Annotated in this window: 21 protein-coding genes; 2 read left to right on the top strand and 19 right to left on the bottom strand. The window is 47.9% G+C overall.

The features are described from left to right. Window positions 1-114 precede the first annotated feature (114 nt). The 8 genes from ACFQZE_RS23990 to ACFQZE_RS23955 all read right to left on the bottom strand — a co-directional run bounded on the left by ACFQZE_RS23990 (window position 115) and on the right by ACFQZE_RS23955 (window position 7,103). Window positions 115-300 carry a small, acid-soluble spore protein, alpha/beta type gene (locus ACFQZE_RS23990; protein ID WP_379361917.1) on the bottom strand — a complete coding sequence of 62 codons (186 nt, stop codon included), beginning with the start codon at window positions 298-300 and terminating at the stop codon, window positions 115-117. A gap of 147 nt (window positions 301-447) precedes the next feature. Next, complete coding sequence (gene veg, locus ACFQZE_RS23985; RefSeq protein ID WP_379361915.1) at window positions 448-720, bottom strand: biofilm formation stimulator Veg; 273 nt, start codon at window positions 718-720, stop codon at window positions 448-450. A gap of 208 nt (window positions 721-928) precedes the next feature. Then, complete coding sequence (gene yabG / locus ACFQZE_RS23980; protein ID WP_379361913.1) at window positions 929-1,792, bottom strand: sporulation peptidase YabG; 864 nt, start codon at window positions 1,790-1,792, stop codon at window positions 929-931. A 60-nt stretch (window positions 1,793-1,852) separates the two neighbouring features. Then, window positions 1,853-2,755: a 16S rRNA (adenine(1518)-N(6)/adenine(1519)-N(6))-dimethyltransferase RsmA gene (gene rsmA, locus ACFQZE_RS23975; RefSeq protein ID WP_379361911.1), complete on the bottom strand. Its 903-nt coding sequence runs from the start codon at window positions 2,753-2,755 to the stop codon at window positions 1,853-1,855. Further along, window positions 2,752-3,309, bottom strand: a complete 558-nt coding sequence (gene rnmV, locus ACFQZE_RS23970; protein WP_379362027.1) for a ribonuclease M5 — start codon at window positions 3,307-3,309, stop codon at window positions 2,752-2,754. The genes rsmA and rnmV overlap by 4 nt, the downstream gene beginning before the upstream one ends. A gap of 99 nt (window positions 3,310-3,408) precedes the next feature. Continuing rightward, complete coding sequence (locus ACFQZE_RS23965) at window positions 3,409-4,557, bottom strand: resuscitation-promoting factor (protein WP_379361909.1); 1,149 nt, start codon at window positions 4,555-4,557, stop codon at window positions 3,409-3,411. Between the two features lie 452 nt (window positions 4,558-5,009). Continuing rightward, the gene (locus ACFQZE_RS23960) at window positions 5,010-5,789 is read right to left on the bottom strand and encodes a TatD family hydrolase (protein ID WP_379361907.1); all 780 of its coding nucleotides are present in this window, start codon (window positions 5,787-5,789) and stop codon (window positions 5,010-5,012) included. Between the two features lie 6 nt (window positions 5,790-5,795). Next, window positions 5,796-7,103, bottom strand: a complete 1,308-nt coding sequence (locus ACFQZE_RS23955) for an HD domain-containing protein (RefSeq protein ID WP_379361905.1) — start codon at window positions 7,101-7,103, stop codon at window positions 5,796-5,798. A gap of 269 nt (window positions 7,104-7,372) precedes the next feature. Between ACFQZE_RS23955 and ACFQZE_RS23950 the strand changes: the two genes are divergently transcribed. Continuing rightward, entirely contained in the window at window positions 7,373-7,627 is a 255-nt protein-coding gene (locus ACFQZE_RS23950; RefSeq protein WP_028609554.1) for an AbrB/MazE/SpoVT family DNA-binding domain-containing protein, read from the top strand. A 128-nt stretch (window positions 7,628-7,755) separates the two neighbouring features. Here ACFQZE_RS23950 and rsmI read toward each other — a convergent pair whose 3' ends face one another. The 10 genes from rsmI to ACFQZE_RS23900 all read right to left on the bottom strand — a co-directional run bounded on the left by rsmI (window position 7,756) and on the right by ACFQZE_RS23900 (window position 15,271). Next, on the bottom strand, window positions 7,756-8,658 hold the full coding sequence (rsmI, locus tag ACFQZE_RS23945; RefSeq protein ID WP_379361903.1) for a 16S rRNA (cytidine(1402)-2'-O)-methyltransferase: 903 nt from the start codon (window positions 8,656-8,658) through the stop codon (window positions 7,756-7,758). Beyond that, complete coding sequence (locus ACFQZE_RS23940; protein WP_379361901.1) at window positions 8,655-9,392, bottom strand: tRNA1(Val) (adenine(37)-N6)-methyltransferase; 738 nt, start codon at window positions 9,390-9,392, stop codon at window positions 8,655-8,657. The genes rsmI and ACFQZE_RS23940 overlap by 4 nt, the downstream gene beginning before the upstream one ends. Window positions 9,393-9,482: 90 nt before the next feature. Next, the gene (locus tag ACFQZE_RS23935; protein ID WP_379361899.1) at window positions 9,483-9,884 is read right to left on the bottom strand and encodes an initiation-control protein YabA; all 402 of its coding nucleotides are present in this window, start codon (window positions 9,882-9,884) and stop codon (window positions 9,483-9,485) included. 61 nt (window positions 9,885-9,945) lie between these two features. Then, window positions 9,946-10,749, bottom strand: coding sequence for a PSP1 domain-containing protein (locus ACFQZE_RS23930; protein WP_379361897.1), 804 nt, complete (start codon window positions 10,747-10,749; stop codon window positions 9,946-9,948). A gap of 3 nt (window positions 10,750-10,752) precedes the next feature. After that, complete coding sequence (gene holB, locus ACFQZE_RS23925) at window positions 10,753-11,736, bottom strand: DNA polymerase III subunit delta' (protein ID WP_379361895.1); 984 nt, start codon at window positions 11,734-11,736, stop codon at window positions 10,753-10,755. 31 nt (window positions 11,737-11,767) lie between these two features. After that, a complete protein-coding gene (locus tag ACFQZE_RS23920; RefSeq protein WP_379361893.1) occupies window positions 11,768-12,211 on the bottom strand; it encodes a YaaR family protein in 444 nt (147 codons plus the stop codon). A 15-nt stretch (window positions 12,212-12,226) separates the two neighbouring features. After that, on the bottom strand, window positions 12,227-12,556 hold the full coding sequence (locus tag ACFQZE_RS23915) for a cyclic-di-AMP receptor (RefSeq protein ID WP_379361891.1): 330 nt from the start codon (window positions 12,554-12,556) through the stop codon (window positions 12,227-12,229). A gap of 78 nt (window positions 12,557-12,634) precedes the next feature. After that, window positions 12,635-13,270, bottom strand: a complete 636-nt coding sequence (tmk, locus tag ACFQZE_RS23910; RefSeq protein WP_379361889.1) for a dTMP kinase — start codon at window positions 13,268-13,270, stop codon at window positions 12,635-12,637. 115 nt (window positions 13,271-13,385) lie between these two features. Further along, entirely contained in the window at window positions 13,386-14,948 is a 1,563-nt protein-coding gene (locus tag ACFQZE_RS23905) for an aminotransferase class I/II-fold pyridoxal phosphate-dependent enzyme (RefSeq protein WP_379362025.1), read from the bottom strand. A gap of 131 nt (window positions 14,949-15,079) precedes the next feature. Beyond that, window positions 15,080-15,271 (bottom strand): sigma factor G inhibitor Gin, encoded by a 192-nt coding sequence (locus ACFQZE_RS23900; RefSeq protein WP_379361887.1) that lies wholly within the window; start codon window positions 15,269-15,271, stop codon window positions 15,080-15,082. Between the two features lie 221 nt (window positions 15,272-15,492). Here ACFQZE_RS23900 and ACFQZE_RS23895 point away from each other — a divergent pair, with 221 nt between their 5' ends. Next, window positions 15,493-16,023, top strand: coding sequence for a transposase (locus tag ACFQZE_RS23895; RefSeq protein WP_379361885.1), 531 nt, complete (start codon window positions 15,493-15,495; stop codon window positions 16,021-16,023). Window positions 16,024-16,117: 94 nt separating this feature from the next. Here the strand turns inward: ACFQZE_RS23895 and ACFQZE_RS23890 are convergent, their stop codons facing one another. Beyond that, window positions 16,118-16,264, bottom strand: coding sequence for a hypothetical protein (locus ACFQZE_RS23890; RefSeq protein WP_379361883.1), 147 nt, complete (start codon window positions 16,262-16,264; stop codon window positions 16,118-16,120). Between the last annotated feature and the right edge of the window lie 158 nt (window positions 16,265-16,422).

Genomic DNA, 16,422 nt, shown 5'->3' with positions numbered 1-16,422 from the left:
AAGTTCACCCGTTCATCTAAGCTTAAGCCTCATTATAGCAAAGGAATACAATAAAAGCTAAACAATGAAAGCCTTTGCCTCAAGGCCGATCATCGTTTAGCTTTTTGACGGAATCTATGGGCGCTGGGATCTTGCCGCCGATTGCTCGGCCAATTGGATAGCCCGCTTCACCATGTTGCCGGCATCCTTGGCTTTAATGCCTCCCCAGCCTTCTTGCTGCACCGTATCGTAAAAGCCTAGATCCTTAGCCAGTTCGTATTTGAGCTGCTCCGACATTACGCCGCGCCTTCTGCGTCCCACTCGCAATCCCTCCATGTCGTTATTATGTTCAAGAACGGTTCGACATAGGTAGTATGCGTTCTCCCCTAGGGATTAATGCGGGTACAAAAAAAGCGCAGATTTCTCTGCGCCAGATGCCGCTAACGGCTGTCTGAAGCTCGTTTAAATCTATGGTTGTAAAGCGATGCGTACTTGACCCTCATCATTGCACACGGTCACTTCTACGGATTCTGTCAGGATGTCCGCATAGCTGTAGGATACCCGCTTAAAGGCGTGTTGTTCCTCATCCAGCTTTACAATGAACACAGAAGGGTAGATTTCTTCCAACGTCCCGGTTCGCTCAATTGTCTTGCGGCGACCTCCGTTTGCTCTTAGACGGATCTTGGAGCCTACATGAGCTTCCAAGCTGCGTTTGATATCCAACAGCGCATTTTTAGCCATTGACAGCTACCACCTCTTTCCTTGTCCATTATAACCAATTTCGGAGGTGTTGTCAAATGAATTAAATATTATATCAGCAGGGTATTTAATTTGTCAACGGTGATTTCACCCAATTTTTAAAAAAAGAGTCCGCTCTCGCCTTTAGTTTTTTCTTCATTGCTCTTTATTATGCATAATCTGAAATCTGTTTTAAAAATTTCATTTTTCGTTATGTCGTCACTTTAGGTTTTGGCAGCCCTACTCTGTAACGGCCCAGCGTTTCGATACCGCCGACTCCGTCAATCCCGCTTATAGTTCCATGGATAACCTCCGGCAAATTGACCGTATCGCGTATGGACGTAAAGCTGGCTTTGATGGCCACATAAACGGGGTCAAGCGCGTGGATCAAAATGCGGCCCGGAGAGCTGGCGAAATTGGAACCTGCATGCAGCAGCGCCTCAAAGTGCGATTGGCATGCGCCCGCAACCACGACAAGGCCATCGCGATTTTTTTCATATTCCCGCGCCACATGAACAGCGTTTACGAAGTTTTGAGAGTTTTTATAGCTAGACAAGCTGTACATTTCATTGGGGGAACGCCCTTTAAGCACGCCGTCATGTCCCGTAATGACGACGATATCCGGCTTGATCTGCGGCAGCAGCCGGTACAGCACATCCGCCATTTGAGCTTCATGCACATACATTCCGTGCGCGGGCACTTGCATCGCATTGTAGAGCTGCATGCTCTTTTTCAAATAATTGCCGTCCCCATCCAGATGAAGCACTTTTCCCGGCATTTCAAAATACGAGGCGTGCTGCCCCTGCGCAAGCCGAATAACGCCGTCCGGATCTGCTGCGTGCTTCTCTCTATCCGTTTGCATTTTTTTAAGCGATTCGTTGACTTTAATGCGTACCTGCTGTACGGCCCGCGTGGACTCAGGATCGCGCACGACCGTCAGGTCTGGAAACGGCGCATCCGCAAGCAAACGGTAATCCGTGCCTTTCAGGACGGCATTGTAGCTGCGAACATTTTCGACACGGAACAACACGTCACCGCCATATGATTTGCGGACGACCAAGTCCCCTTGGTTCATAGGTAAATCACCTCTTCGTCTATCCTATGGGCGGATAGGGCGAATGGTGAGAAATCATTTTTATCGTTTTCCTCCGGTTAAGCCTGCCGACAGCAAGCCTTTGGAAAGCTCCGCAAACTCCTCTAGCGACAGCGTCTCCCCACGTCTTGCAGGATCAATTCCAGCTTCCGACAGCACGGTCAGCAGCTCTTCTTTCCGATCCTTGCCCAGAAAAGCCGTCAAATTGTTGCCAAGCGTCTTGCGCCGCTGAGCGAAGCTCGCCTGCACTACCTGGAAGAAATACGCTTCATCCGGCACATCCACGGCCGGCTTGTCCCGAACGGCAAGCTTAATAACGGCCGAATCCACATTCGGCTGCGGAATAAATACAGTATGAGGGACCGTGCATACGAGCTGCGGTTCGCAATAATATTGAACGGCCACGCTAAGGCTGCCATATTCCTTGCCGCCCGGCTTCGCCGCCATACGCTGCGCCACTTCCTTCTGGATCATAACTACAATATTTTGCAAAGGAAGACGGTCCTCCAACAGCTTCATCAAAATCGGAGTCGTCACATAATAAGGCAAATTGGCCACTACGCTTACTTTTGCGCAGTCAGCGAATTGGGTCTCGAACAGCGTTCCAAGATCAAGCTTCAGCACATCGCCATGCACAACCTCCACATGAGGCTTGTCTGCCAGAACATCCGCCAAAATCGGAATTAGCCGCTGATCGATTTCAACCGCCGTCACTTTGCCCGCCGCTTCGGCTAGCCGCTCGGTTAATGCGCCGATTCCCGGACCGATCTCGAGGGCGCCCTTCGTCTTATCCAGCTCAGCGGCCGCTACAATTTTAGAAAGTATATTTCCATCGATGAGAAAGTTTTGCCCCAAGCTCTTTTTAAACGAGAACCCGTGCTTTGCAATAATTTCTTTGGTACGCTTCGGCGATCCCACATCTGCCGTTCCTCGATTTAAACTCATGATTTTGACTCCTCCAATTGTTGTTCCATTTGACGCAGGGCGGCTGCAAACTCCTCCTTCGTAATTCGAAAGCTGGTACAACGCTTATAAAATTGCTTTCCGTTCGCGTATCCGATACCAAGCTCTTTCCCCATTAGAAGCCGCCTGTTCGCCGCATCGGGATGAACGATCAGCCCCGCTTCCATTAAATCTTCCCAAGCAATATCTCCAGCTTTCGCGTCCGTCTCCGTTCTAAGCTCGGACAACGCTTGCCGGATCGCTTCCGGGCTCGCATTTTCTATTCCGATATCCCCTTTATAAAAGGCCTTTTCCTGGGGCAAAAAAGCGTGCTTGCAGCCGGGCACATGCCTGGCGACTATTTTGCGGATGCGCTCTCCGGCATGGTCGGGGTCGGTAAAAATAATAACCCCTCTCCGCTCACCCGCTAGCGCGATTCTGCGCAGCACATCTTCGCCCACTGCGGAACCGTTCGTCTCTATAGTATCGGCTTCAACAGCCCGCTTAATGGCCGCCGTGTCGCTTTTTCCTTCCACTACGATCACTTCTTTGATCATTTCGCCCAGTCCTTCCTTCACCTTAACCTCGGCTGTTTCAATCTATACTATAACATGCAAAAAGAAGAGGCGGCTCGCCTCTTCTTATCATGGCCTATATCAGCTTGCTGTAGGCTTATTGGGGCCTAATATATAGACCGTATAGCCCTTTTTCCTGCCGAACTTCATAGCGTGGCTGTTGCTGTCAAAATAAACATCGATCTTGTTGCCTTTGACGGCACCGCCTTTGTCTTCCGCGCGGCGGAAGCCAATTCCCTCAATGTACACCCACCAGCCGATCGGAATGACATTCGGGTCTACCGCAATTGTGCGGCCTTCCTTCACACGAGTACCGGAAGCTGTAATTCCGTAATCCGGATGATCCTCGCCTTTGCCCGTAGACGATTCGCCTGCGGAATATGCGGTAAGCGTCACGTTTTTCAGCACCTTTTTGGCATTGAACGTATAATCGCCTTTGGTCACGGTCATGACGCCAGCGCTTTTGCTCGACAGCACGGTTACACTCGACTCAGGTTTTTTGGTTCCTACCGCTACAACCTGATCCACCGCCGCTGCCATAACTACCTCGCTTACCATTTGGTTCGAGACCAGTACGCCATCCTCGTACTTCGCTTTCATCTTCTGCTCCACGACGCCTTTTTTGCCAGTTTGAATCACTTTTTCCTGGCCTTGCGCAAGCGTCGGGTCTTCTTTTTTCACGATTGAGAATGGAACGGTTTTCTCAAGCTCCGATACTTTCGTATCTACTCGAGTAATGGTGATGGTATCCTCCCCGTCGACGATCGTGCCGAGGTGAGGCGATATTTTATCTTCACTTCGAAGGGATAGACCTAAATCCTCTATCGCCGCCTGTACCGTCTTCTCTGTCGTGTACACCGTAGATGTCTTGCCATCCGCTTTTACAACGACCGGCACCGCATGATTGACCACGATGCGATCCCCTTCCTTAATCGGTGAATTAAGGGGGAGCGACACTTCGTCATGCGGACCTATTGTAATAGCTTGTTCATCCAGTAGGCGTTGCAGGACCCATTGTTTTGTTTCCACAACGGTTTCTTGTCCATTCACTACTACGGAGACGCTTTTGACAGCCGTTCCGTACAACAACACCAAAAACATGAAAGTCATAGCGATTGAGATTACAGCGCTCAAAATAATCAAACGCAAGTTTCCATGCTTCCATCGCATTGCGAAAGTCATGCTGGATGATCGTTTCCCATGGGTGTCTTTCGACTGCATTAAGCCCACTTCTTCGGTCCTCCTTCATAGCCCCGCCGCCAAGTGTTACGCATGTTACAACTGACGCGACTATAGTATATTGGCGTGCAAGCACGCGCTCCAGTCTAGCTGACTCGTATCTCCTCCCTGATTATCCCTATGACGACAGTGATTCGTTTATTCAACAAAGGATGGAGTTGTCGTCGAAAGAAGATGTGTGTGCGGTAGGCGCCTTAAGCGTACACGATAGGGAATGGGAGAGGAGAAATATGAGGTTTGAGATCGATGCTATGCTGGAAATCCAATACAAAATGAAAAGCTCTGATTTGAATCATACCTTCATCAGAGCCCTGTTGTAAAGAAGCGATAAAATGCGATTTTCACGAAAAAAGCAGGTAAACTTTGAAAAAAACATTGAATTCGGCGACAAAAATCAGTTTTATCGCGATAAAGGTCTTTATTTCTCTCTTTTTAGACGCATTTCATTCGATTCCAAAACATTTTTTACCGTTTTCGGTTGTGATTTGTGCAATTTCCTGCACCGATTTGCCTTTAATTTCGGCAGCGGCTTGTGCCACATAAGCCACATACGAGGACTCATTTCTCTTCCCTCTAAATGGGTGAGGAGTCAAATAAGGGGAGTCCGTTTCGATCAATAATCGGTCCATTGGAACCCTTTCCAAAACCTCTTTTGGCACACGTGCATTTTTGTAAGTGACGGGTCCTCCAAACGAAATATAAAAATTCATATCGAGGCATTGTTTGGCCGTTTCCCAGCTCCCGGAGAAGCAATGCATGACGCCGCCAATATCGGAAGCATTCTCTTCTTTTAATATCCGTACGATATCTTCATGGGCGTCGCGGTTATGAATGACAATCGGCTTCCCGACTTTGCGGGCCAGCCTGATTTGCTCCCGAAATACTCGATGCTGCACCTCTTTCGGGGAGGTGTCCCAATAATAGTCGAGGCCGATCTCGCCAATAGCCACCACTTTTTTATGGCTGCACAGCTGCTCGATCCATTCCAAATCCTCGGGAAGCATATGGATGCTCTCCACCGGATGCCAACCGACCGCGGCATAAACAAAATCGTATTTCTCCGCGAGCGCCATCGTTGTCGGAATCGTTTCCCGGTCAAAGCCGATATTGACCATCAGGCCGACGCCGGCCGCACGGGCACGCTCTATCGCTTCCTCCCGATCCCCGTCGAATTTGTCAGAATCCATATGAGTATGGGTGTCGAATAGAAAAGGCAAACTCATTTCTTTTTATCCCCTTTTGTCCAGTTTAAATAATTTGATCATCCGGTCCGATAAACGCTGTTTTTGAAGAAGGAGCGGCTCCTCTGGAAAATACAAATGATATTGTCCTTGATGCAGTCCCGTGATGGAACGAACGATGTCGGATTTCACAGAAATCTCGCTTATTCCTTCTTCGCCGTCGAGCAACAAAATCGGCGCTTTTTCCTTCTTTTCTCCATTGTTCTGGTCCGGGCGGTACACATCGTAAGGAAGGTCGAACGGATAGTCGATTTCCATATGGTAATCCGGGTTCAGCCCAACCGATTCAAGCGCCTCCGCCACTTCCTTAAGCAGATTTTCCTCCGGATTTTCAATCGTTACATACTTATATAATTGCCTGTCCAAAAAGCGGCTGCACAAATCGCTGAGCAGTTCATCCTCTTCGTCCGCCCACTCCGCAAAAGCAGTCTGTGCAAGCGACTCGTCCAGCTTCAAATAATCTTGCAACTGGAGCGTATTATTAAGAAGCTTCTGCAAAGGATCCGTCATCCAGCGGAAAACATAGCCTTGTCCATTCAGCTCCTGAGCGCGTCTAAATATTTGCCTCAATATAATTTCCGAGCTGCGCGTTACAGGGTGGAAATAAATTTGCCAATACATTTGATAACGGGACATTAAATAATGCTCAACCGCATGCATCCCGCTGTCCTTTACGACGATCTTTCCTTTATAAGGCCTCAGCACCCGCAATATTCTTTCCAAATCGAACGTTCCGTAGTTCACGCCTGTAAAATAAGCGTCCCTGAGCAAATAATCCATCCGATCCGCGTCCATTTGACTGGAGATGAGACTGACGACAATTGGCTTCGGATATATTTTTTGAATGACTGCTGCTACCTGACTTGGAAACTCCTCCGACACCTCGCGCAAAATGCGGTTGATTTCCGTATCTCCAAGCAATATGCTGCATGTCCAGACCTCATGATCCGTATCAAAAATTTCCTCAAGCGAATGAGAAAAGGGGCCGTGCCCTACGTCATGAAGCAACGCCGCGCATAGGGAAACGAGCCTTTCCTCCTTCGGCCAGTCCGGGTACCCATGGCGCTCAAATTGTGAAATAATCCGTCTTGTAATTTCATATACGCCGAGAGAGTGGGAGAAGCGGCTATGCTCCGCTCCATGAAAGGTTAAATACGTCGTGCCAAGCTGCCTGATTCGGCGCAGACGCTGAAATTCTTTTGTATTGATCAAATCCCAAATCGTCTGATCCTGAACGTACACATACTCGTGGACCGGATCTTTAAACACTTTTTCTTCCGTTAGCTGCTCCCTCATATAAACCTCTCCTTCTCGTTCATAGTTTCGACACAAACGGTGCAGTTAATGTCGAATTCTGTCGTAATTCAGTTTCCAAATTGTCGAAGCTGTTGTATTCTATTACAAAGCTATTAAACAGCTACGTCCCTAAAACTCTTGTAAACAAAGCCATTTGGCAGAACATTCTAGGTTGACTGTTTTGGGAAGAGTTGGTATTATAGTAACATAGAATCTACAAACAATGTCGAAAGATGACGAAAATACATTTCTGAGAGGATTGATAGATAATGATGAAATCTACCGGTATCGTTCGTAAAGTGGATGAGCTTGGACGCGTTGTAATTCCAATTGAGCTTCGCCGTACTTTGGGCATAGGCGAAAAGGATGCGCTTGAGATTTATGTGGACGGAGAGCGCATTATGCTTAAGAAATATGAGCCTGCATGCATCTTCTGCGGCAACGCAGAAAACGTTTCCTACTTCAAAGGAAAAATTGTTTGCCATATTTGTTTATCAGAAATGCCTACTCCTGTGACAAAATAAAAAAAATCGGTTATAATCAATTTATACCTTTGTTAATTCTAACCTTTTTATACTCCTTGACGCCTTCCTGTGCTAGAACCCGGCCAGGAAGGTCCTTTTTTTTCTCCGGAGAAAAAAGGAGTCCTTCCTTATCGGTTCACCTCATTATAAACTTCCCGCTTCGGCAATCCGCGGTCTGCGGCCGTTCTTTTGATCGCTTCCTTCCGGTCCATGCTTTCTTCGTAATGGGCAACATGCGCCTCCAAATCAAGCTCCGACCACCATGCTCCATCCCCTTCGCCATTTGCAGCGCTAGAATGAGACGCGGCTCCTTCCACTACGATACAAAACTCTCCCATAGGATCATTTTCAGCAAACCAAGCGATACACTCGGAAACCGTTCCTCTAAGCGCCTCTTCATGACGTTTGGTCAGCTCGCGAACAACCGCTATCCGACGATCGCCCAGTTGCTCGAGCATTACACCCAGCGTTTTGATCAGACGATGAGGAGATTCATACATAATAAGAGTAGCCCTGTTGCCAGCCAGCTCTTGAAGCCATTTCGCAAGCGACTTCTTTTCTCTCGGCGGAAATCCCGCAAATAGAAAGCGATCTGTCGGAAGGCCCGACATGACTAGTGCCGATAATGCCGCATTTGCGCCTGGAACGGGAACAACCGCTATCCCTTCTTCTACCGCTTCCGCCACCAGATCGGCCCCCGGATCGGAGATGGCCGGAATCCCTGCATCGCTGACAAGTGCAATCGTTTTCCCTTCGCTCATCAAACGAACCAATTCCGGGCCGCTGGCCCCTTTATTATGTTCATGATAGCTGACAATCCGTGTGTGAATATCAAAGTGAGTGAGCAGCTTGCGCGTCTGCCTCGTATCTTCAGCCGCTATCAAATCCGCTTCCTTCAAAATACGGATGGCCCTCATCGTCATATCTTCCAAATTGCCGATCGGAGTTGCGACCAAATAAAGCGTACCTGCCGCCGAGGCGGATTTAGCGCTTTGCCCCGATTTTTCCGCAAAGCTTTTTTGGCTTCTCATACAATCTGTACTCCTTCGTCATTGTATACCATAATTGGCGGCAGCAGCCTGATGTCAGGCTTCCCGTCGCGAGTTGCTTCTATTAATACCATGTTCGCTTCCGCGTTTGCATGGGGATGGACAAATTGGATTCGTTTCGGCTCCAGCTTCCAACGTCTAAGCGTCTCTGTAATATCGAGTAGCCGTGAAGGCCGATGAACCATAAATAGCTTCCCTCCTGGACGAAGAAGCTTAGAGCAGGCTATAGCCAAATCCTCCAGCGTACAATTGATTTCGTGACGTGCGATGGCATAATGCTCATTTTCGTTATGCTCGCCAGCCGTAACCGGCATATAAGGAGGATTTACGGTAATGGCATCATAGGCGCCATTCAGCTCATGGCGCGAATAGCTTCGCAAATCCTGCTCCAATACCTTAATTTGTTCTTCCAGTCCGTTCATGGCGACACTTCTTCGAGCCATATCCGCGAGCCGCGGCTGAATTTCAATCGCATCGATTTGCGCTTTTGTTTTTGCCGACAGAAGAATGGGAATGACTCCGTTGCCCGAACACAGGTCGGCTATCCGCCCAACCTTCGGAGGGCTTGCGAACCTCGACAACAACACCGCATCCAGCGAGAAGCTGAACACTTCGCGGCTCTGAATAATGTGAAGCCCCGTTGACGTTAATAGATCGTCGATTCGTTCTCCGGCTTCCAGCCTTATGTTTTCATTAGGAATGCTTTGTTCCGGCATTCATCTATCCCCTTTCGCCATGTTGCGCTCCAAATTTCAAAAAAGAAAACCGCCCCTGCGGTAAGGACGGCCTGTCGATACGTAATCTACTTATTTGTTTAAAAAAGACAGACAGAACAAGCAATCGCCCTCAGTCCGCAAATGTCCATAATATACGTTGCAAATATGGAACCCCTCGTGATATAGCCTCGTCAGATTGTCATGCCCTTCGCCAATTGCGGCTACATGGTCCTCCGCGAGTATAATTTCACGATCCGTTGCCGATTCTTCCTCAGTTGGCCCGCCCGCCCCTTGAGCGGCAAGCACGGCTTCGCGTTCCGACGAGGTTTCCCTCTTGAACACTTGCCTTAGCTGATGATTTTCGAGACTGAGCCGTTTGTTCTCTTCCAGCAGTTCTTTTACCTTCTGCTTAAGAGCGCTAAGTTCGGCATGAAATACGCCTACCCGGTTGTCGAGCTCGTCCATCTGTACAAAAATGTCCCTCTTCTCCAAGTTCCCACCCCAGAACTTCAAGCGTGAGCGTTACCTCACCTATTAGATTCGCTTTTGCCGCCTATTTGACAACAACGTCGTCGAGCGGCAATTCTTTCGGTTTGCCCGGCGTATCGAACAATTGTACGTATACGCTCTTAGCAGCTGCGTTAATCCCCGTTACTTTGCCTTCTCCATACGAGGTTACCACAATTTTGCCGACAGCAGGCAATTCCTCACGTACGCTCTCATAGTTGTCATGCTCATACTTGAGACAGCACATGAGACGACCGCAAAGGCCTGATATCTTCGTAGGATTAAGCGACAAATTTTGATCCTTGGCCATCTTGATGGAAACGGGCTCAAAGTCGCCTAGCCAAGAAGAACAGCAAAGCACTCTGCCGCAAGGACCGATGCCGCCAAGCATCTTGGCTTCATCACGCACGCCGATTTGGCGAAGCTCGATCCGGGTACGGAATACGCTGGCCAAATCTTTGACGAGCTCGCGGAAGTCTACTCTTCCTTCTGCCGTGAAATAAAAAATAATTTTATTGCGGTCGAACGTAAATTCGACGTCAACGAGCTTCATTCGAAGCTGATGGCTCTTAATTTTGTCAAGACAGGTAGTAAACGCACCTTTTGCTGCTGATCGATTCTCTTCCACAACCTGAGCATCGACATCATTCGCAATGCGTATAACCCTCTTAAGCGGGAGAACAACATCCGATTCACCGACTTGCTTCTGTCCCACCACCACTTTACCGTATTCGATTCCGCGCGCGGTCTCCACAATAACATGCTGGTCTTTATCCACGGGGTGCTCGACCGGATCAAAGTAATAGATCTTGCCCGCTTTCTTAAAGCGGACACCGATGACATTATACAAGGATTAGCCCTCCTGTAGGTTTACCAATAATTGCTCAAATGCGAGCTGGGGCGATACATTCGCCCGAATGCGCTTGCCCGCATCAAGGATATGCTCCATGCAAGTCACCCAGCCTGCAAAAGAACGGTTGTAAGCATTGTTGCTTATCCAATCCAATTGATCTATAAAAACAATCTTGTCCTGCCTTCCGGCCTGGAACTGTGTCAAATCTTTAAACCAAAGCGTTAGTAATGAAAGCAGCGTCTCCATATGATTCGTTAGTTCTGTCTTAAACAACTGCTGCTGGGCAGTGATCATCGCCGCGGTGAATCGGGACAAACTCTCCTTGCCTAATTGTATCACTAGGTTTCGGATTTCTGCAAACTCATTCTGCTGGACAATTTCCCTTGCTCCTTCCAGTCCCGACGATAATTGGACCGCTGCACGAGCAAGAATGGGCGGCGCTCCTTCCGATACAAGCCTTTCAAGCATAGCTTCTGGCGACATCGGCAAAAACGGCACCCATTGCGTCCTGGACCGAATAGTCGGCAAAACAGCTTGTCCATTATCCGTAATCAGAATAGCGACTATTGGAGACAACGGCTCTTCCAAAAATTTAAGCAGGCTGTTGGCGGCTTGGAGCGTCATTTTTTCCGCTTCTTCTATTATATAGACAACGCGTCCCGTCTGAGTGCTTCGATAGGACAACGATCTTTGCAGCTCGCGGATTTGATCTATTTTGATGCTTTGGCCTTCTGGAGCCACTTTGATCAAATCGCTCTGGTTGCCATGCTCGAACTTTCGGCATTCCAAACATTCGCCGCATGCCTCCCAGCCTTCCGCTATGCAAAACAATGCCTTAGCAAACCACATCGCCATATCTGTTCTTCCCGTCCCCGAAGGGCCGCTGAACAAATAGGCATGCGAAACTTTGCCGCTTTGCAGTGCATGCTTCAGAATACGCTCCGCTTTCCATTGTCCTTTTCCAGCGTGTTCAAGGTTATTCATCCATTCCTTACCTTTCCCAGCTCCACTCGCGCTAAAACATAAGGTTAATCAAAATACCGCGTATTTCGCCAATTTTGTTCAAAAGCTCGATTCTTCCTTCTTCACTGTTCAGCAAGTCCTCCGCCATAGAAACAAGCGTTTCGTCAATTTCATCGAGCAGCTTGTAGCGCTTCACCCGTCCACGCCGGTCAAAACCGCGAACCTCTTTCAGACCGACTCCCCGTCTGACGGTATCCTCCAGAAACTGCTTAACCATCTGGCGGTAAAGCATCAGCTCGCGGACGGTCATCGTTTTGGCGAGCCTATCGCCTTGACGATGAATATCTTGCAGCTTCTGCTGCAACTGCTCCTGAGTCCGCTGTGAGTCCTGCTGCATCATCACATCTGCGAAGCTTGTCTGCGGAACCGGCTTAGCCGCCGCGTCCGTGCTTGCCCGATTTTGCCCCAGCGGACGCCACCCTTGATCTACTCTCATCTATGCCACACCCAATCAAAAGTGTTCGAAACGTTCTACCGGAACTACAAAAACAGCTGCTCCGCCGACTTGCACTTCTACAGGAAACGGGATATAAGAATCCGTCGATCCGCCCATTGGAGATACGGGAGTAACCAATTGATCCCGAACCTTGCAATTTGTGCTGATCACTTGGAAAACCTCATGCACCCGCTCATCTTCAATCCCGATCATAAATGTCGTATTGCCCGCCCGGAGAAATCCGCCCGTACTGGCCAGCTTTGTCGCTCTGAAGCCTTCGCGCACAAGAGCATTCGATAGTCTGTTGCTATCCTTGTCTTGAACAACCGCAATTACTAATTTCATCTTCATTCCCCCTGATTTTCATTTAGAATAGGTCGTGAATGAATAGACTTCGGTTTAATAAAATTAGACAATTCCCTGTTACATTCCTTTAAACCGCTCTTTTAAAATCGAAAACACATCTTCCAGCACTTGATCTGGCCGTTGCTCCGCGTCAACCTTCACCATACGGTCCGGATACATATCCAGAAGCTTTAAATATCCTTCTCTCACCTTCTCATGGAACGACAGCTTCTCCAAATCTAGACGGTTGACCTCTCTCTGCTTAGCCTGATCAATGCGCGCCAAACCGATCTCCGGAGAAACATCCATATAAAGCGTTAGATCCGGCATTAAATCGCCAATTGCAAAACGGTTAATGCTCCATACCTGCTCCATGCCAAGCCCTCTGGCATATCCTTGATAAGCCAAGCTGCTGTCTACAAAACGGTCGCAAATGACGAGCCGGCCTTCTTGCAAAGCGGGCAGCACTTTCTCCACCAAATGCTGCCTTCTGGAAGCCGCATACAGCAAAGCTTCGGTTCTCGCATCCATCATTGTGTTCTCTGTATCTAAAACAATCGTTCGAATCTTTTCGGCAATAGAAATACCGCCCGGCTCTCTTGTAACGAGTACGCTGATGCCTTCCTGCTGCATGTTATTCGTCAGCCGTTCGATAAGTGAGGATTTTCCGGCACCCTCGCCGCCTTCTATCGTAACAAAAAATCCTTTATTCAAAACAATGCTGCCCCTAACCTGTAATATACTTGTCTTGCTTTTATTGTAGCAAAGGCGCTAACCGTTGGGCAACGAACAAATGCGGGAAAACCGCGGGAAAACGACAAGTTTTAATCTAATCCCTGCTTTTAAAAACTTCTATTTCAGATAACCTCTCCGATTTGGCGCCTTGAAACTTGGCCCCGGCCTCCGCCAGCCTCTTTAACAGTTCAATGACAGCGCCAGTTAAACGTTCCCCGGCATAAACGACCGGTATTCCAGGAGGGTAAGGAACGATCATTTCCGCCGCACGGAAGCCTTCCGCCTTTTGCAATGGAACCATTTGCGTTGCCCCTGAGTTCGGTGTTCTACCGAAAGCTACCGGCTCTCCTATACCCTCGTCTTCTTCATAGCAGGCTTGGTCTACGACGTCTTTGCGGGCTGTTTTCTCCCGCGAGTGGGGGTCTACTACTAACCCTTCATTTAATAATTTACAGTTGATATCCATGCAGCTGATAGCTTCCCGAAGCCTAGACAGCTTAGCGGAATCCGTCCCTATTCCAATTAATAATACGGCGTATCGCGTATCCGCCATCTCAGCCCAGCAGCCATAGCTCTCCAATTGTTTTAAAATATCAAAACCGGACAGCTTGCCGCTTTTATCGAAGAGTAACACCCTTAGAGGATCAATAATTAAATCATTATCCCTCAAAGAACCTGTAGGCAAGCTAGTTCCCTTATCTTTCCCTATTTCCGTTGACTCTTCGACTTCTTTCCATTCCATAGCTCCAATAAAGCTGCACTGTTCTTTTATCCATCGTTTAAAGCTATTTGCGGCTTCTAATGAAGGCTCAAAAAGCTCAGAACCCGCTGATTGAATCATTGCGCGGGAAATATCGAGCGAAGCCATAATAGGAAAAGAAGGACTGGAACTTTGAATCATCGATAAATTTTGTTTAAGCTGATCTTTATCCAGTCTATTTCCTTGAATATGAAGCATAGCTCCCATTGTAAGTGCGGGCAACGTCTTATGCGTCGATTGGACAACTGCATCTGCTCCGGAAGACAATGCCGAATCCGGCAAGCCAATATGCAAACCATAGTGCGCACCATGAGCCTCATCGATTAAAAGCGGAATTCCATGGCGATGAATAGCTTCCGCATAACGAGCCAGCTTTACTCCCATGCCATAATAATTTGGATTCGTCAAAAAGACGGCCTTTGCTTCGGGATATTTGTTGAGCGCTCGCTCAAGTTGGAGGACAGAGGGCACGGTAGCTATACCGCTTGCCGGCTCGATCTCCGGCGTTAAAAATACAGCCATTGCCCCGGCTAATTTTAACCCGTTCAATATCGACTTATGAACGTTCCGTTGAACAATGATTAAGTCTCCCGGCTTACATACGGTCAGCACTAACGATAAATTGCCTGAAGTGCTGCCTCCAACTAGAAAAAACGTCTCTTCCGCGCCAAAACACTGAGCCGCCAGCCTCTGAGCCTGCAAAATAGAGGCTTCTGGATGATGCAGATCATCCGTTGCCGACAGCTCCGTTACATCAAGCTCCATCAACGGTTTAAAACGCCTCCATATCGATTCTTGCAAACTGTCGCTTGAAGATAAACGTTCCAGGGCATTACCGTACTGGTGCCCTGGGACATGCAGGCTTAATGGATTGTTTACGGCATGTTTCGTTAACATTTCATATATAGGGGCTTTAAAGCTTTTCATCTTTCATTCACTTCCTGACTGCTTGTCTTTCATCTATTTTAGCGAAGCCGGAGCAATTTCGTATAGATCAAAAAAAGAACAGCCCCCGTTCCCGGCGCTGTTCAAGCATTCTTTTCCATAAAAAATTGTTTCATTTGATGAATAAAAAAGGGATACTTCTCATCCTTTACGTCGGTTTGAATCATTTCCCTCTCGCAAGGGGCGCATATAAATCCTGTAACAATCCGAATGCCTTCGCTCCCTGGCTTCAGTTGTCCGCATATGATGCAGTGATGGTTGCGAATTTCGCTCATAACAATCCCCGCTTTCTATTACCTATACCTACTATTATGGCACATAGTCTATTGATTTATACTTGTTTCATAACAAATTTCAAATATTTATATATCCTATGCGGCTAATGGGCGGTTGGTGCGTTCCCAAAGCAATTAAAATGGGCTTGTCTATCGAGTAATGACTGTGTTATGCCGATATATGTTATGGAGCTTGTAACTAGTCGGGAAGGAAGTACGAGATGAAACAACCTCTATCCGCGCAGCAAAATGCAACCATCTACCAATATCAGCTTATTAAAAGAACGGTCATTAAAAGTGAACTCATTTATAGCCACTTAATGATCGTCGCCATCTTATTGGCTTTCCAACTGCTCTATTATGGAACGGATGGGTTATTTTCATGGTTATTCGGATTTGCCGCTATTCAGATTGTACACGTGCTTGTATTGCTGCTTACATTTATTAGAGTTGACGAGGCTGCCGATCGGAAATGGATTTGGCGGATTAACCCTCCCTGGATCGGGTTTAAGCCAGCCAATGACATAAGCTTAACGGTTTTCCGCAGAGTTCATCGTCATTTGTTCTGGATTGGGTTATGTGCGGTAAGCGTCTTATATCCTTGGGTAAAACCGTCAATGATGATCAGTTTAATTAGCTGGCATGTTTGGCTGCTAGCTCCTAGACTTCTCCTTTCCTTCACTTTCCGCAGGCAACGCAAAGACGGAGTTCTTAGACTGCAATGGAAAGAGGCTTCCTACTATCATCGCTAATTCATTTATTTACTTGCAAGCCTCAAAAAACCGTCAATTACGAATTGACGGTTTTTCTTTGTTTCTTCACAGTATACCTACCGATACTAATAATTTATCTTATAACATCCTTTAATCTCTTCATAAAGAGGACGACATCTACGTCATCTGTGCTTGGCGAAGCCCATTCCGCACCGGATGAATCTCTCCTTGCAATCGCATCACGGTCGGCGTCTGACCCCACCTCTAGAGCCGGACTCACCTCACCGAACTACTCCCGATCAAAAGGGTCCAGACACACTCCCAGCAGGGAGAGGAACGTCCCCACGCACAACAAAAAACCTACCGTATCATCTACGGTAGGTCATCTGTGCTTGGCGACGTCCTACTCTCCCAGGACCCTGCGGTCCAAGTACCATC

The sequence above is a fragment of the Paenibacillus sp. GCM10027627 genome, from assembly GCF_042675505.1.
In the GTDB taxonomy this organism is placed as follows: Bacteria; Bacillota; Bacilli; order Paenibacillales; family Paenibacillaceae; genus Pristimantibacillus.
The sequence above is the reverse complement of the archived record's forward strand: the minus strand, read 5'-3'. Positions and strand labels throughout refer to the sequence as shown.